The sequence below is a fragment of the Aquirhabdus parva genome, assembly GCF_003351745.1.
Classification (GTDB): Bacteria; Pseudomonadota; Gammaproteobacteria; order Pseudomonadales; family Moraxellaceae; genus Aquirhabdus; species Aquirhabdus parva.
Window position 1 is genome coordinate 3,608,693 of the sequence record NZ_CP031222.1, and the last position, 21,777, is coordinate 3,630,469.

The 21,777-nt window shown below is 39.9% G+C and carries 18 protein-coding genes; 16 read left to right on the forward strand and 2 right to left on the reverse strand.

What is annotated here, in order from left to right:
- The first annotated feature begins 27 nt into the window (after positions 1-27).
- The 4 genes from rfbB (at position 28) to rfbC (ending at position 3,508) form a co-directional block, all read left to right on the forward strand.
- A complete protein-coding gene (gene rfbB, locus HYN46_RS16315) occupies positions 28-1,089 on the forward strand; it encodes a dTDP-glucose 4,6-dehydratase (RefSeq protein WP_114900369.1) in 1,062 nt (353 codons plus the stop codon).
- A gap of 11 nt (positions 1,090-1,100) precedes the next feature.
- A complete protein-coding gene (rfbD, locus tag HYN46_RS16320; RefSeq protein ID WP_228254952.1) occupies positions 1,101-1,997 on the forward strand; it encodes a dTDP-4-dehydrorhamnose reductase in 897 nt (298 codons plus the stop codon).
- Positions 1,998-2,081: 84 nt separating this feature from the next.
- On the forward strand, positions 2,082-2,963 hold the full coding sequence (gene rfbA / locus HYN46_RS16325; protein WP_114900370.1) for a glucose-1-phosphate thymidylyltransferase RfbA: 882 nt from the start codon (positions 2,082-2,084) through the stop codon (positions 2,961-2,963).
- Positions 2,963-3,508, forward strand: coding sequence for a dTDP-4-dehydrorhamnose 3,5-epimerase (rfbC, locus tag HYN46_RS16330; protein ID WP_114900371.1), 546 nt, complete (start codon positions 2,963-2,965; stop codon positions 3,506-3,508). The genes rfbA and rfbC overlap by 1 nt, the downstream gene beginning before the upstream one ends.
- 90 nt (positions 3,509-3,598) lie before the next feature.
- Here rfbC and HYN46_RS16335 read toward each other — a convergent pair whose 3' ends face one another.
- Both HYN46_RS16335 and HYN46_RS16340 read right to left on the reverse strand, forming a co-directional pair.
- On the reverse strand, positions 3,599-4,543 hold the full coding sequence (locus HYN46_RS16335) for a glycosyltransferase family 2 protein (protein WP_114900372.1): 945 nt from the start codon (positions 4,541-4,543) through the stop codon (positions 3,599-3,601).
- 22 nt (positions 4,544-4,565) lie between these two features.
- Positions 4,566-5,891 carry a lipopolysaccharide biosynthesis protein gene (locus tag HYN46_RS16340; RefSeq protein WP_114900373.1) on the reverse strand — a complete coding sequence of 442 codons (1,326 nt, stop codon included), beginning with the start codon at positions 5,889-5,891 and terminating at the stop codon, positions 4,566-4,568.
- 507 nt (positions 5,892-6,398) lie between these two features.
- On the opposite strand from HYN46_RS16340, the gene pgi reads away from it, so the two are divergent.
- The 12 genes from pgi to HYN46_RS16400 all read left to right on the forward strand — a co-directional run bounded on the left by pgi (position 6,399) and on the right by HYN46_RS16400 (position 21,777).
- A complete protein-coding gene (pgi, locus tag HYN46_RS16345; protein WP_114900374.1) occupies positions 6,399-8,018 on the forward strand; it encodes a glucose-6-phosphate isomerase in 1,620 nt (539 codons plus the stop codon).
- 380 nt (positions 8,019-8,398) lie between these two features.
- Complete coding sequence (locus HYN46_RS16350; RefSeq protein ID WP_114900375.1) at positions 8,399-9,463, forward strand: EpsG family protein; 1,065 nt, start codon at positions 8,399-8,401, stop codon at positions 9,461-9,463.
- 277 nt (positions 9,464-9,740) lie between these two features.
- Positions 9,741-10,757 carry a UDP-glucose 4-epimerase GalE gene (gene galE / locus HYN46_RS16355; RefSeq protein WP_114900376.1) on the forward strand — a complete coding sequence of 339 codons (1,017 nt, stop codon included), beginning with the start codon at positions 9,741-9,743 and terminating at the stop codon, positions 10,755-10,757.
- Between the two features lie 3 nt (positions 10,758-10,760).
- Positions 10,761-11,888, forward strand: a complete 1,128-nt coding sequence (locus HYN46_RS16360; protein WP_114900377.1) for a glycosyltransferase family 4 protein — start codon at positions 10,761-10,763, stop codon at positions 11,886-11,888.
- Positions 11,889-11,994: 106 nt separating this feature from the next.
- A complete protein-coding gene (locus tag HYN46_RS16365) occupies positions 11,995-12,873 on the forward strand; it encodes a UTP--glucose-1-phosphate uridylyltransferase (RefSeq protein ID WP_210009259.1) in 879 nt (292 codons plus the stop codon).
- Between the two features lie 200 nt (positions 12,874-13,073).
- A complete protein-coding gene (locus HYN46_RS16370) occupies positions 13,074-13,772 on the forward strand; it encodes a sugar transferase (RefSeq protein WP_114900379.1) in 699 nt (232 codons plus the stop codon).
- Positions 13,773-13,868: 96 nt separating this feature from the next.
- Positions 13,869-14,741 carry a GumC domain-containing protein gene (locus HYN46_RS16375; protein ID WP_162818271.1) on the forward strand — a complete coding sequence of 291 codons (873 nt, stop codon included), beginning with the start codon at positions 13,869-13,871 and terminating at the stop codon, positions 14,739-14,741.
- A 982-nt stretch (positions 14,742-15,723) separates the two neighbouring features.
- A complete protein-coding gene (locus HYN46_RS16380; RefSeq protein ID WP_114900381.1) occupies positions 15,724-17,181 on the forward strand; it encodes a UbiA family prenyltransferase in 1,458 nt (485 codons plus the stop codon).
- On the forward strand, positions 17,174-18,505 hold the full coding sequence (locus HYN46_RS16385) for an FAD-binding oxidoreductase (RefSeq protein ID WP_114900382.1): 1,332 nt from the start codon (positions 17,174-17,176) through the stop codon (positions 18,503-18,505). The genes HYN46_RS16380 and HYN46_RS16385 overlap by 8 nt, the downstream gene beginning before the upstream one ends.
- Complete coding sequence (locus HYN46_RS16390; protein ID WP_114900383.1) at positions 18,502-19,260, forward strand: SDR family oxidoreductase; 759 nt, start codon at positions 18,502-18,504, stop codon at positions 19,258-19,260. The genes HYN46_RS16385 and HYN46_RS16390 overlap by 4 nt, the downstream gene beginning before the upstream one ends.
- Before the next feature lie 62 nt (positions 19,261-19,322).
- Complete coding sequence (locus tag HYN46_RS16395) at positions 19,323-20,834, forward strand: hypothetical protein (RefSeq protein ID WP_114900384.1); 1,512 nt, start codon at positions 19,323-19,325, stop codon at positions 20,832-20,834.
- A 7-nt stretch (positions 20,835-20,841) separates the two neighbouring features.
- A complete protein-coding gene (locus HYN46_RS16400; RefSeq protein WP_114900385.1) occupies positions 20,842-21,777 on the forward strand; it encodes an NAD-dependent epimerase/dehydratase family protein in 936 nt (311 codons plus the stop codon).

Sequence of the window (21,777 nt, forward strand, 5' to 3'; positions counted from 1 at the left end):
AGCTATTAAATATAGTGGACGTTCATTATGGCAATTTTGGTAACAGGCGCAGCAGGCTTTATTGGCAGTAACTTTGTTTTGGATTGGATTGCTCATCACGATGAGCTCGTAATCAGCTTGGACAAATTAACCTATGCAGGGAATCTTGCAAATTTAGCCTCGGTGGCATCCAACCCACAGCATCTTTTTGTGCAAGCAGATATCGCAGATACGGACATCATTAGCGAATTACTCTCCAAGCATGACGTCAGAGCCGTCCTCAATTTTGCAGCAGAAAGCCATGTTGATCGCTCCATTACTGGTCCTGAAGAATTTATCCAAACCAATATTGTCGGCACCTTCAAACTGCTTGAAACTGTGCGTACGTATTGGTCTGCGCTTGATGAAAAGCCTAAAGCAGAATTCCGCTTCCTGCATGTCTCCACGGATGAAGTCTACGGATCCTTAAGTAAAACTGATCCAGCATTCAGCGAGACCAACCGCTATGAACCCAATAGCCCGTACTCTGCAAGTAAGGCGGCATCAGATCACTTGGTTCGCGCATATCACCATACCTACGGTCTACCTGTACTAACGACTAACTGTTCAAACAATTATGGTCCATATCACTTCCCTGAAAAACTGATTCCATTGTGCATCTTAAACGCACTCAGCGGTAAAAACCTACCGATATACGGAGACGGACAACAAATTCGTGACTGGCTATACGTCACCGACCACTGCAGCGCAATCCGTCGTGTTTTAGAAGCCGGCACCTTGGGTGAAACATACAACGTAGGCGGCTGGAATGAAAAAGCCAACCTAGATGTCGTCAATACCTTATGCAGCATCCTAGATGAATTAAAGCCTCGCGCAGATGGCCAACCTTATAAAACCCAAATCGTCTTTGTCAAAGACCGTGCGGGACATGATCGTCGCTATGCCATAGATGCCACCAAACTTGAGCGTGAACTCGGCTGGAAACCGGCGGAGACCTTTGAAACAGGTATTCGTAAAACGGTTGAATGGTATCTCGCCAATCAAGCATGGGTGAGCAATGTCACCAGTGGTGCATATCGTGACTGGGTTAGTCAGCAATACCAAGCATGAGTGCCACTATCTTGAAAATCCTTTTACTGGGTAAAAATGGGCAGGTCGGCTGGGAGCTTCAACGCGCCTTAAGCCCACTTGGAGAGCTACGTGCTTATGATCGTTCAGTTGCTAATTTGGATGATCCAGAATCGTTGCGTGAGCTCATTCGTGAATATGCACCGCATGTCATCGTCAATGCCGCCGCCTATACCGCGGTTGATAAAGCGGAAAGTGATGTGGACAGCGCGAAGCGGATTAATGCCCTTTCAGTTGCAGTCCTTGCTGAAGAAAGCAAACGCTTAGACGGTTTACTCATTCACTACTCGACAGACTATGTCTTTGATGGTCACAAAGAAAGTCCTTATGTTGAAACTGATACAACCGCACCATTAAGTGTTTATGGTCAAACGAAGCGCGATGGTGAAATTGCCATCGCAACCTCGGGTTGCAAGCACCTCATTTTTAGAACCAGTTGGGTCTTTGCTAGTCGCGGTGGCAATTTTGCCAAGACCATGCTTCGGCTCGCGGCGGAACGTGAAAGTCTGAATGTGGTGGCTGATCAATTTGGCGCTCCCACCAGTGCTGAACTCATTGCGGATGTCACAGCACTGGCGATTTATCGTCTGCACCATGATGCGGCATTGGCGGAGAAAGCCTCCGGCATCTACCATTTGGTCGCCTCTGGTGAGACCAGTTGGCATGGCTATGCACAATTCGTTATAGCAGAAGCTATTAAATTGGGACGCTCACTGAAAACAACACCAACAGAGGTGCATCCGATCCCCGCATCGGCCTATCCCGTACCGGCTGCACGCCCACACAACTCACGGCTACAAACTCAAAAACTACAAAACTTATTGGGCATCAAACTACCCAACTGGCAATATCATGTACAACGTTTGATCCATGAACTTGTTCAATCATAATTTGTGATTGGGATGGATTATTTTATGATGTGTAACAACCGATAACTCAATATTGAGATCTCAACAAATTCGAGTAAAACGACTATGAAACGTAAAGGTATTATTTTAGCGGGTGGTTCAGGTACACGCCTTCATCCTGCAACCTTGGCAATCTCTAAACAACTTTTGCCAGTCTACGATAAGCCAATGGTGTACTACCCACTGTCCACCTTAATGCTCGCAGGTATTCGTGAGATCCTGATTATCTCTACCCCTCAAGATATTCCTCGCTATCAACAACTTTTGGGTGACGGAAGTCAATGGGGTATTTCTTTAAGCTATATCGTTCAACCCAGCCCTGATGGTTTGGCGCAAGCCTTTATCTTGGGTGAAGAATTTATCGGTGAAGACCAGTGTGCATTGGTACTCGGTGACAATATCTTCTTTGGTCATGACTTTAAACTACTTCTGGCAAATGCAAGTGCCAAAGAATCAGGTGCGACCGTCTTTGCTTACCACGTTCATGATCCAGAGCGTTATGGCGTTGCTGAATTTGATAAAGCCGGTAAAGTACTGTCTTTAGAAGAAAAACCAAAGCAGCCTAAATCAAACTATGCGATCACTGGTCTTTATTTCTATGATAAAGATGTGGTTAAGCTTGCCAAACAAATCAAACCCTCGCCACGTGGTGAGCTTGAGATCACCGATCTCAATCAATTGTATTTAGATCAAGGTAACCTTTCGGTTGAGCTCATGGGACGTGGACATGCTTGGCTCGATACCGGGACGCATGACTCATTACTTGAAGCCAGTCAGTTCATTGCAACCGTTGAAAAACGCCAAGGCTTAAAGATCGCATGCCCAGAAGAGATTGCATTCCACAGCAACTGGATTAACCGCGAACAATTGGCTGAGCTAGCCAAACCGCTTGCCAAAAATGGTTATGGTCAATATCTACTCAACTTATTGAAAGAGCATATATTCTGATGCAAGCCCTTCACTTAGCGATTCCAGAAGTTGTCTTATTTACGCCGAAATTCTTCGGTGATGACCGTGGATTTTTCTTTGAAAGCTTCATTCAAACGGCTTTCGAAGAGGCCACAGGGCTCAAGCGTAGCTTTATCCAAGATAACCATTCTAAATCCCAACGTGGCGTCCTCAGAGGTCTGCACTATCAACTGAATCCGATGGCACAAGGAAAACTGGTGCGGGTTATTCAAGGTGAAGTGTTTGATGTTGCAGTTGACATTCGTAAGAACTCTCCGACCTTTGGCAAATGGGTTGGTGAAATTTTATCTGCCGAAAATCGTAAGCAGCTATGGATTCCTGAAGGATTTGCACATGGTTTTTTGACCTTGTCAGAGACAGCTGAATTTGTATATAAAACTACGAATATATACTCTCCCTCCTCAGAACGTGCGATTATGTGGAATGATCCAGATTTGGCAATTGACTGGCCAATAGAAAACCAACCATTATTGTCTGGTAAAGATGAAAAAGCTGCGTTGCTTAAAAATGCTGAAGTCTTTTAGAATGCATTGTTATATAGAAATAGAGACCTGACCGATACTTGAGACTAGACATCGGTCATATGGCGGCGCCCTATGGGATTAGGTAAAGCATTAGCGCCAAACCAAAATCCGCTTCAAACGTATAATGCCTCTTAGAAAAACAGGGGGAATCCGTGCAATCCATTCGACCCAAGAATAAGGAATACTGGTTACTCGCTTTATCATTGCCATATGCTCACGTACAAACATCAATGAGAATAATCCATGCGCACGACAGAATAAAAAATAACGAACTGTAAAAATTCCGCGATAACGGGAGTGTGAACGAATCATGATCTCACGTTCAGCATCACTATAGATGTCATCAAAACTATCAATCAACCGTACCCAATCCGAACCAAATGTCGTCAGAATACTTGTGTCCGACTTAGCCCAGTAGCTTGCTTGCTTACTGCTATTGACGTGGATATATCGAGCACCGATCCAAACCAACGATGGATTGGGCATTCGCAGCAAATTCATAATCAATGCCAATTGTGGGAAATTTTTAAAGCTGCATCGGGTACGGTGCTCACGCAAAAATTCTCTCAGCCTTAAGCCATAGATCGCAACACCTGTCATAGTCATATGCCATACCTGCTGATATAGGAAGGCCTTTACATCCTCCTGTCCTTGAATAGACCTATTCTGTTCAAACCATGAATCATAATTTAGAAAAATGGCATCCGGCTGTGTAGCCCATGCTTGCACAACATTTTCAAACAGCTCAGATTCAGGATAAAGGGCATCAGCTAAAAGCCAAACATAATCAGCTTCTGGCCATAACAAGGTCTCCATTAAGTTCTGATCATGACCCAATCCTGGTGTGTTCTGACGATAGTGCAGGTCAGGGTAGCTAAGTTCAGCGAGTGCACGTGCAGTTTCTTCATTTGGACTATCATCTGATACATAGATCGCTATCCCGTATTGCCCCAAAGCAGGCAGCATTCGCGCCAAATTCTCAACTAGAATAGATGCTCGGTTATAGGTTGGAATGGCTATTGCTAGTTTTGTCACATCAAAATACCTTTACAAGCTTTTATAATCGTTGGCTCATGAAATAACGAAGGGTCAGAGTCGAAAAAGGCAAGGCCACCAATACCATCAACACCAGATACAAACCTAACATGCCTACGATGCCAAGCAAATGTACACCAAAAAACACAATGAAAAGCGTCAATACCGCCATGACTAACGAATAATACAAATAAGGCTCTTCCTTAAATGTACGCGCAAAAGCTGCCTGACAGGAAATAATGTGGTTAGCCGTGATTGCGACCATCAAAATGCACAGAGCATCCATGCTCAAAAATTTATCCGCAATAGTTGGGTAAATAGACACCAGCCCTTTATAAAAGCCAAAAACAATTAGGGCCATCATAATCAAAAATAGCGTTGTAATTACTGTAGTGCGTTTAAATAGATGTACTGCCGCATTTACCTGCTGTGTGGCGATAAGATTCGCAACTGCTGGTATCCGAGTGGCATACCAACTCGCGGCTAATGTCCCAAGGGCACTGACCATTGCCATACTGAGACCCATTTTTCCGGCCATTTTAGCGCCCAACTGATAAAAGACTATCGGGTTAAACAGTTGATAGATCAAATATCCACTCATCCAACTGAGAGCGATACGCCACTGCATAGGAAAAATTTCTCGTGACCAAGAAATTTGATGATCTAGCCGATCAATTACGGTATATATAGCCGTCCTCAACACTTGTCGAAAATGCATAATCAGCCAAATTAACGATACCAAGAACGTTCCAAATGTAATCGCCGGTGCAGCCCACAATCCTAGGCCAGTAATCATTGCAGACCAACCCAGAAATGCACCTGTCAATGCCTGAAGCAAACGCATCCGAGCCACACTGGCAACTTTACCGGCCCCTTCCAACAAAGATAGAAAGGGGCTGAGATAAAGATTTAATGCCGTAATAACGACTAATACTATCCAAACCATGCGCCAGTGTGCAGGCTGTGCATCCTGATGATGGTTAAAAAAAACAAGACCTACAGGAATCAATACTATGGTAAATAAGAATGCTATCACTGCATACCATTTCACAGACAGCTTAATCAGTGAATAATAACGATTACGATGATGAATAGTACCTTCTATATAATTTAATTTACTCCAGTTTAGATGAGCAAATTCATGGCCTGCATACTGTATCAGAATCGAGCCAAACCCCATCTCAAAGAAAACCTGCAATGCGATAATACTGTAAAACGTAAGATAGAACCCTCGTTCAATATCGCTTAAGTAACGAGTAATCAGAAGTAACGTACCAAAGCCAACACCTAGACTGGCGATTCTTGCCAAAACCGCATATATAGCCGCTTGATCAAAAACTTTTCTCACAGAACCTCTGATTCATCGTAGCTATAAATACGCAAGTCTAACATACCCGCCCTATGCTTGGAGAGCACCATGAATGCTTTCACTTGAAGCTATTAAAAAGTTTGTCGAGTGAAGAAACTTATACGCCCTTTTTTCAGATTTCGTCCATTTTTGCTTAAGCTTATTTTATGAACCCATTGAGCCATGGTGGAGTGACAATCCATACTTACACGACCTAAAAGCCACACAAAACAAGCAGTATATCTAAGACTGCCTATATCAATAGCTTCACTACGCTCATGGCCTAATACATATTCATCATACTTAAATATCAAAAATATAAATTTTTTTTAATTTATGGATAAGCAGATGATCTATGCCATTTGGGCTATTATTTGCTGATTATGAACATTTGCATTACAATAGCAGATTATTTTGATTAAAATTGGTTAGTTAATTTCATGTACTTTTTTGGTATTTTTACAATTTTAAAATCAAGTGATAAACCGAACGGTAAGGACACACAACTTGTTTCATAAAGACATATTCCCTCCACAAAACTCGCCTATCCTAGAATCAAGTCAGATAGAAAGCGGTGTCAAGCGTATTGAAAAACAAAGTAAAGAATCTATGCAAAGCAATAATTTAGATCGACATATATTTTATGCGAATACGCTATTCGACTTTAGCAATCAACTAATTAGCGATAGTGATTTTGATCAACTAATCCTTAAAGCAAGAAAAACAGGGCTAGTAGATGCTATCGCACAGCTTAAAAATGGTGGCATCCTAAATCAAACTGAGCATCGTAAAGTTCTTCATACTGCTTTACGTGCAAAACCAGATAATCGTTTTCCAGAAGAAATGCAGCAGCATATCGACGAAGCATCGCAAGTCCGGGTAAAAATGCGCCGATTCGTTGATGAGCTTCATGCAGGCCACATTAAAGGCGCGACAGGAAAAACAATCAAATATATTGTCAACATTGGGGTCGGTGGATCAAATCTAGGCTCGCGCTTAGTTACGCAAGCACTAGCACGTTTTAGACATCCATCAATTGCTGTGTCCTATGTAGCAAATATTGATGCAGATGATCTGTATCAAGTTTTACAACGTGTCAATCCAGAAGAAACAATGTTTTTGGTCACTAGTAAGACATTTACCACATTTGAGACCATGCAAAATGCGATTGCGGCACGTGGCTGGCTTGAAAAACAGCTTAATCTCGATAGCACGATTATTTTACAGCATCATTTTGTAGGGATTACGGCCGAAGTCAATCGAGCTGTAGCCTTCGGTATTGATCCAGAGCGTACTTTTGAGTTCTGGGACTGGGTAGGAGGTCGTTTTTCATTGTGGTCGGCGGTTGGCTTGCCTATTGCTATTGCCGTTGGTATGGATCTTTTTGAAGAACTACTGGCTGGTGCAAGAGCCATGGATGAGCATTTCTTTTCGGCTCCCCTAGAGTCTAATATACCTGTGTTGATGGGTTTAATTGGTGCTTGGAATATCGAAGAAAATCATGCAGCTGGCTTATCCATCGCCCCATACTGTCACGGATTAAGATCGCTCCCAGCTTACCTACAACAACTTGAAATGGAGTCCAATGGCAAAGGCATTGATATCTATGGTCAGCCAACAAAGACCCGCACAGCCCAAGTCGTCTTTGGCAGTGTCGGAAGTAATGGCCAGCACGCCTACTTTCAAATGCTTCACCAAGGTACAAGACAAATTCCAACCGATTTTATTGCCGTTGCTGAGGATCTAAATATTTTTGAAGGGCATCAGGATCAACTTCTTGCTAATTGTTTTGCACAAAGTGCGGCGCTTGCTACTGGTAGAATTTACCCTGATGAACCTCATAAAACATGTGCCGGCGGTCAAAGATCAACGGTCATTGTATTACCCCAATTAAATGCTTTTTCTGTAGGGCTTTTACTTGCGGCATATGAGCATAAGATTTTTGTTCAAGCCCATATATGGGAAATTAATGCATTTGACCAATGGGGTGTCGAATTAGGAAAATCTATTGCCCACGACATCCTCCCTGTTCTTCAAGGACACAGTTCAAATTGCGAAGTCGATAACGAAACCCAAAGACTAATCAAACACATTCAATTTATTCGCGAGAATTTAAAGAATCGCTGACTAACTATTTTTGGTACTCACCGAATGATTGAATTAAGATGAGCGCTGAAAGAGATATCTGAAAACAATTTATCATTTGGGGCGTATGGATGCCGGCATTAAATATAAACAGCCCTTTAGTAATTTCTGCGAATCTTTTTTTTAATTCGCCGACCTTAGAGATGAGTCTCATTGCATCCTACATAATGATTGAGCTTTCCGAAGTATTAATTCTCGCTCTTATATTACCATTTGCTTTAACAAACGCCTTATTTGATCGGCTAACATCACTATTGAATCCTGAATCAAACGGCGAAGCTACCCTATATTATCGGTGCTTAAAATTTTCAAAAAAAAATTTCGACCCTAATATTAATTTAAAATCAGCATTTTAGAAAATTATGGAAGCATTCTGGATAATTTGGCTAACCATAGTCGTAATCGCTTGGTACCCTAAAACACCTAGGCAAACTTTACTTTTGGCTTTGCCACTTGCCATATTTGCAGGGTTGCGAGCAAGTGATGTAGATAGAGACTATAAAAATTATATTGAATACTTTAACTCAGTTAATGAAATCAAAGATATTTTCAATTCAAAGATTAATGTTGAAATATGGTTTAAAATTTTAACATATATAACAAAATTTTTAGATTTTCAATTTTCAATGCAAATGCTATTTATTGCATTAATATCGATCTCAATCAAATTATTTTATTATAAAAAATTATCGCCTCTTTTCCCAATTGCTATAGTGGCATATATTAGTCATTTTTATTTATTGCAAGATATGACACAAGTGCGTGCCGGACTTGCATCAAGTATATTTTTGATAGCATTATGGAACTTTAATCGTAGCAAACCAAAATATTTTATTTTCACTCTTATTGCCAGCTTAATTCATTCTTCTTTTATCATCACATTTTTCTTGGGATTCATGGTTAACAATTCAAAAAAGAAATTAACTATTCTTTCAATTCTTCCTGCATTTTGTATTATATTTTCTTTATTCAACTTTCAACTTGCGGAGACTTTACTTCACAACATTTCATTTATTGATCCTAGATTATCAAACTATCTCAATATTTTACAAGACAAAAAATTGAATGAAATAAATATTTTCAACACTCAAACATTATCAAGAATAATTATAGCTTATGCTTTATTTTACTTCACTTTAAAAAATAAAATAAAAACTATATTTATTCCATTCATTCAATTTTACATGATTGCAATAGGGCTTTATTATTTACTTTGCCAGAGCTCAGCATTGGCAACCCGATTAAGTGAAATACTATTCACGGTGGAGCCAATTCTAATCAGTTTACTTGTATATACTGCACTTCGTGTATATAAAAATGTTTACTCTTACGCAATAACACTTACACTATTCTTTTTTTATTCTGCTTTACTGTATATGAAAACGTTAGAAATCATGAATGACTACTCCGCAGTATGGTTTTTTTAACTTTCCAGCAGCCCAATGAGGCGAATCTATTAAAAAACAGACTCCCCCCAAATAAAAGGAAAATGAAGTGTATAAAATTAATTAAAGTGTAAGAATTCTAAGTTTATTTTTGGATTTTTTGCACTTTACACACAATTTCCTAGATACCTCTTTAACTGATATATAGCTTGCTTATATAATGAAAAACGATAGCACCAACATCAAGGTGATTATTCATGCAACTTGAGACACATCCCATTATATTCGTTCATATTTTTTAAATTGACTTTGAGTCCTTATGGTTATCCTTATCACTGGTGGCGCAGGCTACATTGGTTCACATGCTGTAGTTGAATTTTTACTCGCCGGGCATGACGTAGTCGTATTAGACAACCTTTGCAATAGCTCACAAATATCTATAGAGCGCATCAAAAAAATTACAGGAATAATGCCTAAATTTTTAGTCGGAGATATACGCGATCACCAACTTCTTGATCAAATTTTTTCTCGATATGCAATAGATGCCGTGGTGCATTTTGCTGGTCTAAAAGCAGTTGGTGAAAGCGTGAAAGATCCTTTAAATTATTTTGAAAACAATGTTAATGGCAGTATCACTTTACTTCAGGCGATGAAAAAAGCCAACGTCTTCAATCTAGTATTTAGCTCATCTGCTACGGTATATGGCGAGCCTAAAAATATGCCTATCTCAGAAGAGTGTCCAACAGGCGTGCCAACGAATCCTTATGGGCGCTCAAAACTTATGGTTGAGCAGATTTTAAAAGATACAGCAGCCTCAGACCCCCGATGGTCTGTTGCTTTACTACGTTATTTTAATCCGATAGGCGCACATTCAAGCGGCTTTATTGGCGAAGATCCTAATGGTCCTCCCAACAACCTGTTGCCATACATTAGTCAAGTAGCCATAGGCAAATTACAAGAGTTATCGGTCTATGGCGACGACTATCCAACTAAAGATGGCACGGGCATACGTGATTACATCCATGTTGTGGATCTTGCTAAAGGCCATGTAGCGGCATTGAAGTATATTACAAGCAGATCCGATATACATGTATGGAACCTAGGCACCGGCGTCGGATATTCAGTATTAGAAATGATTAAGGCCTTTGAACACAATTCTGGTATTAAAATTCCGTACCGGATCGTTCAGCGTCGACTCGGTGATATAGCCGAATGCTGGTCAAACCCCAGCAAAGCATTAAATGATTTAAATTGGAAAGCAGAATTAGGTCTTTCGGAAATGATCAAAGACACATGGAATTGGCAGAGCAATAACCCTAACGGTTATCAGGATTAATAAATGAAAATTGCGTTAATTGGAACGACATCTGCCAGCGTCATTGGCTTTCGTGCAGATTTAATCAAGACATTGATTGCCGATGGCCATGAGGTCTACGCCTTTGCAATGGATTACAATTTAAACAGTAGAAAAACTGTAGAAGGTTTGGGGGCAATAGCTATAGATTATGATCTTAGCCGCACCGGGATGAATCCTTTAAATGACATTATCAATATGTTCAAACTTTCTAAAATTTTGAAAAAAATTGCTCCCGATCTAGTTTTCTCATATTTCGTTAAGCCCGTTATTTTTGGTACTCTAGCTGCGGCTCTAGCAGGCGTTAAACGTCGAATCGGTATGCTTGAGGGTCTAGGATATGTTTTTACTGACCACCCCAATGGCATCACTAATAAAATTAGAATATTACGTAAAGTACAAATCTTACTTTATAAAAGTGCATTTCCCTTTTTAGAAAGAATTATTTTTCTAAATCCTGACGACCCTATCGACTTATTAGATAAAAACAATCTGAAAGCTAAAAATGTAAGTGTGCTCGGTGGTATAGGACTAGATTTATCAACATACCCATACTCACCTCCCGATAAGTCACCGATATCTTTCATTTTTGTTGGGCGCCTGTTAGCAGAAAAAGGAGTTTATGAATATATTGAAGCAGCTAAAATAGTCAAGTCGAAATATTCAAATACTAATTTCATTATGCTGGGAGGCTTAGATGAAGGAAATCCAGGAGGCTTATCAAGTATCGAGCTTCAAAGCCTCATTAATGAAGGTGTGGTCATTCACCCTGGACATGTAAGCAACGTACAAGAATGGCTACGGAATTCAAGCGTTTTTGTATTACCGTCCTATTATAGAGAGGGGGTTCCTAGAAGTACGCAAGAAGCGATGGCGATCGGACGACCAATCATCACAACGGATATGCCAGGTTGTCGTGAAACTGTAATTGATGGAAAAAACGGTTTTTTAGTCCCACCGTGGTCACCACAGATATTAGCGGAAAAAATGCTCTATTTTATCGATAACCCCGACCAAATAGAGACGATGGGAATTGAGAGTTATAAATTAGCACAAGAAAAATTTGATGCACAAATTGTAAATCAACGCTTACTAAACTACTTGAATCTCTAGTAAAATGAGCAGCAATTTTTTAGTTCATCCTATTACAAAATAGCGTAAATTATTTGAGCTCTCGGTAATTTAAAGTGATTTTTCAATACATTTATTGAGGTTTACATTGTCTGTAGAAATTGTTGTTTTACCTGTTGCTGGGCTCGGTAGCCGTTTTTTACCTGCAACCAAGGTGACGCCTAAAGAAATGCTGCCTATTGTAGATGTTCCTCTAGTTCAATTGGCTGTTGAAGAAGCAGTTCGAGCAGGTGTTCGCGAAATAGTATTAGTGACAAGTCCGCTAAAACCGACTATTGAAGCTCACTTCAGAGAGGCAACAGCATTAGAGTCAGTATTAGTCCACAAAGGTAATAAGCTTGGATTAGATGCTGTCAGAAATACTTTACCTGAAGGCGTCGTTATTCATGTTGTATTTCAATTAGAGGCTTTAGGATTAGGACATGCAGTCCTTTGCGCGAAAGACATAGTCGGCAATAGACCATTTGCGGTAATGCTTCCGGATGACTTAATCGATAGTTCGGGTCTTGGCTGTCTTGCCGATATGGTTGAGATTTATAAAGAACGAGGTTCTTACTCCTTAGCTGTTGAAAATGTAGCAATTGAGCATACCAACAAATACGGCATAGCAACTCTAGATGGAAATCGAATTATTGGTTTAGTCGAAAAACCTGATCCATCAGTTGCGCCGAGCACATTGGCCATAGTTGGGCGATATATTTTGCCACCTGAAATATTTCCAGTTTTAGAGACCATTAATGCTGGTGCAGGCGGTGAAATACAGTTGACCGATGGAATTTCTGCATTACTTAATACATATATCTTTGAAATACAAAAGCTTAATGGAACTCGATACGATTGTGGTAGTAAGCTTGGTCACTTACAGGCGAATATAGTGTACGCATTTAAGGATAAAGCTCTAGCTGAACAGCTCTATCATTGGCTAAATGAAGAATTTTTACTATCGTATAGCGCCGCCCCAATTTAGCAATTTTCTTTAAGCATAAGTTTATTCTCTTTCAAACCGTTAAACAAAATAACGGTTTTTGTACATTTTTTTCATTTATAAGTGTTACGATAAAAAGGCATGTAACATAAATTGTTGTTTTTTCGATTTCCAAAAATTGTTAGGACAACTATAATGAGAACTTGCTCAAAAAAAGACATCTCGATTCAGAGTAATCCCTTATGTACCATGCTTTAAAGCGTATATTTGACATTGTTTTAAGTATTTTACTTGTCTGTATACTTTCACCAGTTGCACTAATTGTTGCAGTTCTCATTAAAATCGAAAGCTCAGGGCCTGTTTTTTTTAATCAAGCCAGAACGGGGCGCTTTGAACAGCCTTTTTATATCCTAAAATTTAGAACTATGTATCATGAATCTACAGGGTTAAATATTACTGCCTCAAGTGATAGTCGTATTACTCGGGTTGGAAGAATTTTACGCAAGACTAAATTGGATGAGATTCCTCAATTATTGAATGTGCTGAAAGGTGAAATGAGTATTGTTGGTCCTCGACCCGAGGTTCTAAGTCATTTGCCTTATTATGACCAAGAAGCAAAAAAAATTATATTCGCTTATCGTCCAGGAATTACCGATCTGGCATCACTACTTTACATTCATGAAGAGCGATTGCTTGCTGAATCAAATGATCCTTTAAAAACATATTTTGAAGTTATACTTCCTGAAAAAAATAGATTACGAGTACGACATTTAGTGCAAGAGTCTTTTTTATTTGATATTAAAGTTTTTATTTGGACTGGTTTGAAAATTTTATTAAGAAATCATATGCCTGTAATTGACTGCCCAGAAGATGTTAAGAGAACACCTCCACTAAAAGTGATGATTCATGAACATTCCGAAACTAATAAAGATGCAGCATAGTCAATTCGATATAAAATATTAAATATATATTCTGTTATTAAATCAAATTCTGACTTTCCATTTAATACGTTTATGAAGTCACTCGAGATAATCCCCATGCCTAACTCAAATGAAGCTAATAGCATCGAAGACACTTTAGATTTATCCATATTATGGCAAGTGATAAAAATATCATGGCGTCGGATGTTTATAACAATCTTTGTGGCAATGATTATTTCATTATTACTCGCTTTTATTTTACCTAAAAAATGGGAAGCAACGGGTACGTTACAAGTTGGCCGCATGCCCTCTCTATCAGGGGACTCTAGACTTATTGAAGAACCACCTCAAACGGTGGAACGCATTAAACTCCGGGAATTTAAAGAGAATGTGCTGGCTCGTATGCACTTACCCACCGAAGAACATATAGATAATCGCTCAGATCTCGTATACAAATCGCTTAAAGGAGCGACAATCACAGGTGCGGATTTTGTCGATTTAGTTGTACGCGGCTATAGCATGAACGATGCAGCAAATACATTAAATGCTGCGACCGCAGAACTTAAAGCGCAGCACTTATTGATTGTTCAACCAATCAAGAATCGTTTAACAAAAGAACTTGCTGAAATCAACGACAAACTAAATCAGGCAACTCTAGAAGAAAAAAATATTAATAATCAAATGTCTGCTGCCGGAATTTATAAACCGAACGCTCCATTTTCTCCTAGTATAGTTGCTTCTAATTTATTGGTAGCCAAAGAGTCCGAGATTCGAGCACTCAAAGCACAGCAAATTCAATATAATGCTTTATTAGCAAGCTTTGATGAACAATCGACAAAAATCATTAATAGAATATACGTTTCGAAAATGGCTATTTTTCCTAACAAAATTATATTCTTAGGTCTTGGTTTTATTATCGGTTCGCTGATTGCTTTTGGACTAGCACTTCATCGCTACTCAAAAATATCATCCCTTCCTGAGCCACGATAAAAGCCAGAGAAAATTGGCTTTAGATTGGCTTTAGATTGGCTTTAGATTGGCTTTAGATTGGCTTTAGATTGGCTTTAGATTGGCTTTAGATTGGCTTTAGATTGGCTTTAGATTGGCTTTAGATTGGCTTTAGATTGGCTTTAGATTGGCTTTAGATTGGCTTTAGATTGGCTTTAGATTGGCTTTAGATTGGCTTTAGATTGGCTTTAGATTGGCTTTAGATTGGCTTTAGATTGGCTTTAGATTGGCTTTAGATTGGCTTTAGATTGGCTTTAGATTGGCTTTAGATTGGCTTTAGAATAGTATCTTCCCCTAAAGTTTTAGCAACTACATTTTAGTTGCTATCTTTATTTCGATGCAGTATCAACGACTTCGACAAATGCAACTTTCTGGAATTGATGTAACGTTTAAAAAATATTTTCAATAGATTTAAGTTTTTAATAAAATCAACGATTAAGTTTCATACAAAAAATATCGTATAATTTGAGTGCTGGCACGATTCTATTCATGATCAGGATTACGACTAGCTGTTCTGGGCTATTCACCTCAAATGATGCTATTTCTATTAAGATTCACAATAAAATGCGATGATGTAAATACTTTCACAATGAAATGAATTGAGATTTTTATCTGCTACAGCTTTTACGTATTATTGCTGTAGTCGGAGTGGTGCTATCCTCATTATATTGTTGTTTTAACCCTACATTCATCTAGCTAATTTACAGGCATTGGTTATTTTTCCCACCATGACAGTGTTGGTGGTCATCGACGCTTAGTTTTGCGCGTAACACATCATGGGGGAAACAACGCTATTATTTTTGATCATACGTATCGCATCAACTTTATTCGTACAAATTATCTTTTTAGAGAGAAATGTGTAATGAGGTACGTTTTATGTCTTTTATTTTCAGCACACCAATATTTACTTTCAACCCTACCTTATCAATCACGATCTTTAACATTAAATAGGATATGTTAAGCAATGCAGAATCCAGATAACAAAACGGTGCTTGTCGTTGACTTGGATGGCACTCTAATTCGTTCTGACTTGCTTATCGAAAGTATTTTCTTATTTTTGCGCCTTTATCCACTTCAATTTTTCTCGCTGATACTTTGGCTATTCAAAGGGAAAGTTTTCTTAAAAAGACGCCTTGCTGATTTGGTGTGCCCATCACCGAATTTATTGCCTTACAATAAAATATTACTCGACTGGCTCAGTGAGAGTCGAAACAAAGGCAGCACTCTTGTTTTGGCTACAGCATCAGATATACGTCTCGCCAGATCCATTGCTAAACATTTGGCTATTTTTGATGATGTCCTCGGAACAGAAAGTATCAATTTATCCTCTTCAAATAAGCGTCATGCGCTAGTCGAAAAATACGGTCAAAGAGGTTTCGAGTATGTCGGGAATTCAAAAGCCGATATAGCGGTCTGGGAATCCGCCTCCGTAATCCATATTGCTAATCCACAGTGCGGGGTATACAAGGCTGCGAACAAAACTCATGAAATGCATGGCAATACCATGGGTCAAATTTTTGATGATAGGCCAAAGTATTTCCGAAGTGCCCGAAAAGCGATTCGGATCCATCAATGGTCCAAAAATGTACTTATTTTTTTGCCCCTCCTCGCTTCACACCGTTTCTTTGAGATACCTTTAATTCAAATTGGAATCACGGCATTTTTGTGCTTTGGACTTTGCGCATCAAGTGTTTATTTACTCAATGACTTACTCGATATCGAAGATGATCGACTGCATGTCAGCAAACGCAATCGACCTTTAGCATCTGGTGCATTTCCAATGATTCATGCGATCTTCTTGATCCCACTCTTGTTGGGAATCTCATTTTCGCTCGCGCTATGGCTACTTCCCCTTAAATTTACCTTCTATTTACTTGGCTATTATTTACTGACGATGGCCTATTCATTTTGGCTTAAACGCATCGTCATGATTGATGTCGTTTCGCTGGCCATGCTTTATAGTATTCGAGTTGTTGCAGGAGGTGCCGCTATGGCTCTTGGGACAACATTCTGGGTACTTACGTTTTGTTTATTCATCTTCCTTAGCCTTGCTTTTGTCAAACGTTATACCGAACTGTTTCATGCGCGTAGTAAAGGTCTACTCGATAAAACATCTGGCCGAGGCTATTATCCCACTGACTTTGAAATGCTTGCCTCATTAGGCAGCGCGTCTGGTTATATTTCTGTTCTTGTTTTGGCACTATATATCAATGAACCAACCACGGGATTACTCTACCACTCACAAAAAATGTTATGGGTCTCCTGCCCATTACTTCTGTTTTGGATTAGTCGAGTATGGTTACTAGCCCATCGGGGACAAATGAACGACGACCCAATCGTCTTTGCCTTACGTGATAAAGTAAGCCGAGTTATGGTTGTTACCTTCTTACTAGTCTTCTATCTGGCAGCAATTTATGGTTGAATTACTTTCGTGGGGGCGTTACCCACGCCAGCCACAGCATCCACATGCTGTTTTTTGGGCCGATGAAATTTCACATGTTTTGGGAAAAATTGTTGAAACAAATAAAACGAGCCTGATCTATGGTATGGGACGAAGCTATGGTGACTCTTGCTTAGCTGTATCCAATCAAGTTGTGACGACTCAGGGCATGGATCGTATTTTAGCCGCGGATTGGGAAACGGGTGTTATCTTTGCACAGGCGGGTCTGTCTTTTGCAGAACTCATTCAAATTACCTTGCCACGGGGATGGTTTTTACCAGTTACTCCCGGTACAAAGTACGTTAGTCTCGGTGGCGCGGTGGCAAATGATGTTCATGGAAAAAATCATCATGTGATGGGTACTTTTGGTCGGCATATCCTTCGTTTATTTCTTTACCGCAGTGATGAGGGGATAGTTGAATGCTCTCGTCATATCAGATCAGACTTGTTTGTAGCAACCATCGGCGGCTTAGGACTCAGTGGTGTCATTGTTGCGGTCGAGTTTCAACTTCGCCCCATAGAAACCAGCCGCATCAATCAAACCAGTATTCGTTTTGGTGGGCTAACGGAATTTTTTCAACTCACGGCATCACATGACCATACTCATGAATATACAGTTGCATGGATTGATTGTTTAGCAACAGGTCAAAATGCAGGTCGTGGCCACTATATCATGGGGAATCACGCAAAAGCGGATATAGCCCATACTCATACCCAGCTCACACTGGCGCCACACAAAAGAATGAAAATCCCTTTCGATCCACCCTTTTCATTGATCAACACACTGAGTCTACGCGCCTTCAATACCTTGTACTACCATAAACAACAGCAAAAACAAATTAGTCGCTGTGTCAGCTATGATCCTTTTTTTTATCCTTTAGACAGTCTCAAACACTGGAATCGCATATATGGACATGCTGGTTTTCAGCAATATCAGTGCGTCATTCCCCAGCGTGATGGACAAACAGCAATTGCTGACATTATGCAAGAAATTGCAAAAAGTGGCTCTGGTTCTTTTCTTGCAGTATTAAAGCAATGCGGAGATATCATCTCTCCCGGTCTTTTATCATTCCCAATGCACGGCGTATCTCTAGCATTAGATTTTCCGCAACATGATCAAAAAAATACTCAACTCTTCAATCGTCTAGATAGGCTTGTACATGAAGTTGGCGGGCGTTTATACCCTGCAAAAGACGCTCACATGAGTGCCGAGCATTTCCAACAAGCATACCCGCAATGGCAACAAATTGAAGCCATGCGTGACCCAAGACTTTTCTCTAAATTCTGGCAGAGAGTTACTCAATGAACGCAACTTTATCCCCTCAAAATATCTTAATCATTGGCGCAACTTCCGGAATTGCTGAAGCAGTAGCTCGTCGCTATGCTTCAATCGGGGCGAACCTATTTCTTGTCGCACGAAATTCAAAAAAACTGGCCATTATTTCCTCAGACCTAATCGCACGGGGAGCAACCAATGTACAGCTTTTTGTACTAAATGCCCATGAATATGATCTTCTCCCTCAAATGGTTGAGCAAGCGTGGGCAGCTTTCGGGATTATCAATGTCGCATTAATTGCATATGGTACCTTACCTGATCAAACTCGAGCTGAAACAGATTTAGATTATGCAATCACAGAATTCCGTACTAACGCAGAGAGTGTGATCGCGTGCCTTACAATACTAGCAAATCGATTTGAAACTCAAGGATATGGAGTCATCTCGGTGATCGGTTCAGTTGCAAGTGATCGAGGTCGTGGAAGTAATTACGTATATGGCTCAGCAAAATCAGCAATAGAATCATTTACTTCAGGATTACGCTCACGTTTATATAAAAAAGGAGTGCATGTTCTGCTGATCAAACCAGGCTTTGTTGCAACCGCCATGACTGCGAACTTAAATCTCCCCGAAAAACTCACAGCCTCACCCGAATCAGTAGCCATCAATATCCAAAATGCAATTAGCCATCGCAAGAATGTCGTCTACACGCCCAGCTTCTGGGCATTCATTATGCTCATTATTAAGCTGATACCGAACATCATATTCAAGCGATTAAGCTTATAAGACATAAACTCTTCCTTTCTGACTTTAAAACTTTAGACTCAATATCCTTATGTGCGGACACCATGATTTCTCAAAAAACAGGACCCGTTAAGACTTTCTCTTTTGATCAGTTTACACGACTATTCAGCATCATTGCTTTTATATCACTTTTGTTCGGCATCAAACTTTGGCTAATTTATACTTATGGCAACCCTACACCTTTTTGGGATCAGTGGGATGGGGAAGCAGCAAATCTCTATGCTCCTTTTCTGGAAAGAACCCTCCATCTCAAGGATTTATTTGCTGCACATAACGAACATCGTATTTTCACAACTCGGTTACTTGCCCTCACTGAATTAAAGATTAATGGCATTTGGAATCCAATACTACAAATGGTGATTAATGCTGTACTTCATATCACTACACTAGTCTTGATCATCTCGTTAATGCTTAAAGCAATTGGGCAAAAATTTTTACTTCCCACTCTAGCTTTTAGTCTCATTTTATTTTCTTTGCCTTATGCATATGAAAATACCTTGGCTGGATTTCAGGCACAATTTTATTTTTCGTTACTTTTCAGCATGACGACATTGTGGTTGATAGTTAAAAAACCGCCTCTTTCCATTGCATGGTGGATTGGATTGTTCTCTGGTGGCTTAGCATTTTTTTCTTTGGCTTCAGGGATATTTTCCATCGCAGCAGCAACGGCTATGGGAATTGTTTTTTTTATACTAAAGTTGCGCCGTGATCCAGCACAATTTTTAGCTGTTTCAATACTTATATGTGTTCTTATTCTTGGCATTCTATACACGCCAAGCATCCCTTATCACATATCACTGAAAGCACATTCGCCTCAGCAGTTTTTTTATGCCTTTTTCACAATTCTCAGTTGGCCTTTAAATAATATTGGTATCAATACGCTATTTCTAAACTTACCCGCGATTATTTTTATTTGTTTTATACTCTGGCAGCGACCAAAAGCGTCTGACCCAAAATGGTTTTTATTAGGTGCAATAATCTGGGCATGTATCCAGTCGGCAAGCATTGCATATGGACGAAATGCAAATCCTTTAGCACCAAGATACCTTGATTTATACGCGATTCTAACTCTAATTAACTTCATCTGTTTACTGTCAATCTTCGACTATTTCAAACTAAATCGCTATCGATTGACCATATTGAGTTGTGCAATCTGGATTATCTTAACATTAATAGCGGTAGCATCCGCCACACAGGAATCATACGGTCAGATTCAGCTTCAATACATGAGAGGACAAGAACAGCAGGTCAATACACGAGATTATGTGACCACGGGTAATATGACTTATTTAGAAAATAAGTCACTATTCAGCATCCCTTACCCTGATGCACATCGTTTAGCATTAATTCTAAACAAGCCCAGTATTCGTTCCATTTTACCCCAGAGCATTGCTCCATCTGAAACTACAAAAAGTGGCCGCTTAGATTCATTTATCTCTCAATTATTAGCACATTATTGGTTATTTCTATGGTTCGGCTTAACATCGTTAGTCTTAACTTTTTTTTTCATTCTGATAGACCATTTTAAAACGGCGCCCCCTTTACCAACTGAGTAAGATTTCGATGCAAGAAAAAGTAATCCTTCCTGGCGGCGCAGGACTTGTCGGCCAGAATTTAGTGGCACGATTAAAAGCCAAAGGTTATCGCAATATCGTGGTACTGGATAAACACGAAGCCAATCTTGCAGTGCTCAAACAAGTACATCCCGATATCACCGTAGAATATGCAGATCTTGCAGAACTGGGGTCATGGCGGCAGCATTTTGTCGGTGCAGATGTTGTAGTCATGCTACAGGCCCAGATTGGCGGAAACGATAACGAAGACTTTATTCGTAACAACGTCAGCGCTACAGAACATATTTTAAATGAAATTAAATCCAATCAGATTCCGAACCTGATTCATATCAGCTCATCGGTTGTCGAATCCGTTGCTGAGGACTACTACACCGAAAGTAAGAAAGCACAGGAAAAAATGGTGATCGAGAGCGGTATTCCATGTCCAATTCTGCGCCCAACATTGATGTTTGGCTGGTTTGACCGTAAGCATTTAGGCTGGTTATCCCGCTTTATGAGCAAAGTTCCTGTTTTCCCGATTCCCGGTCATGGCCGCTATATGCGTCAGCCTCTGTATGTCGGTGATTTTTGTAATGTCATTATCAGCTGTATAGAAAAACGTGCCACCACCGGTACGTATAATATCTCAGGGCATGAATATATTGATTATATTGATATCATTCGTCAGATCAAAAAAGCAACGCACGCCAAAGCAAAGATCATCAAAATTCCTTATAGCCTGTTCTATAGCTTGCTTGCGGTTTGGGCCATATTCGATAAAAACCCTCCCTTTACCACTCAACAGCTTGCTGCATTGACGGCTAAAGACGAGTTTGAAGTCATTGATTGGCCGGGTATCTTTGGCGTTAAATACACGCCGTTTGCCGCCGCCATTGAAGAGACCTTCAATGACCCAGTGTATAGCAAAGTCGTTTTGGAGTTTTAA

Coding starts and splice junctions, on each gene's coding strand:
- rfbB (WP_114900369.1), top strand. CDS start 28: ATGGCAATTTTGGTAACAGGCGCAGCAGGCTTTATTGGCAGTAACTTT.
- rfbA (WP_114900370.1), top strand. CDS start 2,082: ATGAAACGTAAAGGTATTATTTTAGCGGGTGGTTCAGGTACACGCCTT.
- rfbC (WP_114900371.1), top strand. CDS start 2,963: ATGCAAGCCCTTCACTTAGCGATTCCAGAAGTTGTCTTATTTACGCCG.
- HYN46_RS16350 (WP_114900375.1), top strand. CDS start 8,399: ATGGAAGCATTCTGGATAATTTGGCTAACCATAGTCGTAATCGCTTGG.
- galE (WP_114900376.1), top strand. CDS start 9,741: ATGGTTATCCTTATCACTGGTGGCGCAGGCTACATTGGTTCACATGCT.
- HYN46_RS16360 (WP_114900377.1), top strand. CDS start 10,761: ATGAAAATTGCGTTAATTGGAACGACATCTGCCAGCGTCATTGGCTTT.
- HYN46_RS16370 (WP_114900379.1), top strand. CDS start 13,074: ATGTACCATGCTTTAAAGCGTATATTTGACATTGTTTTAAGTATTTTA.
- HYN46_RS16375 (WP_162818271.1), top strand. CDS start 13,869: ATGCCTAACTCAAATGAAGCTAATAGCATCGAAGACACTTTAGATTTA.
- HYN46_RS16380 (WP_114900381.1), top strand. CDS start 15,724: ATGCAGAATCCAGATAACAAAACGGTGCTTGTCGTTGACTTGGATGGC.
- HYN46_RS16385 (WP_114900382.1), top strand. CDS start 17,174: ATGGTTGAATTACTTTCGTGGGGGCGTTACCCACGCCAGCCACAGCAT.
- HYN46_RS16390 (WP_114900383.1), top strand. CDS start 18,502: ATGAACGCAACTTTATCCCCTCAAAATATCTTAATCATTGGCGCAACT.
- HYN46_RS16395 (WP_114900384.1), top strand. CDS start 19,323: ATGATTTCTCAAAAAACAGGACCCGTTAAGACTTTCTCTTTTGATCAG.
- HYN46_RS16400 (WP_114900385.1), top strand. CDS start 20,842: ATGCAAGAAAAAGTAATCCTTCCTGGCGGCGCAGGACTTGTCGGCCAG.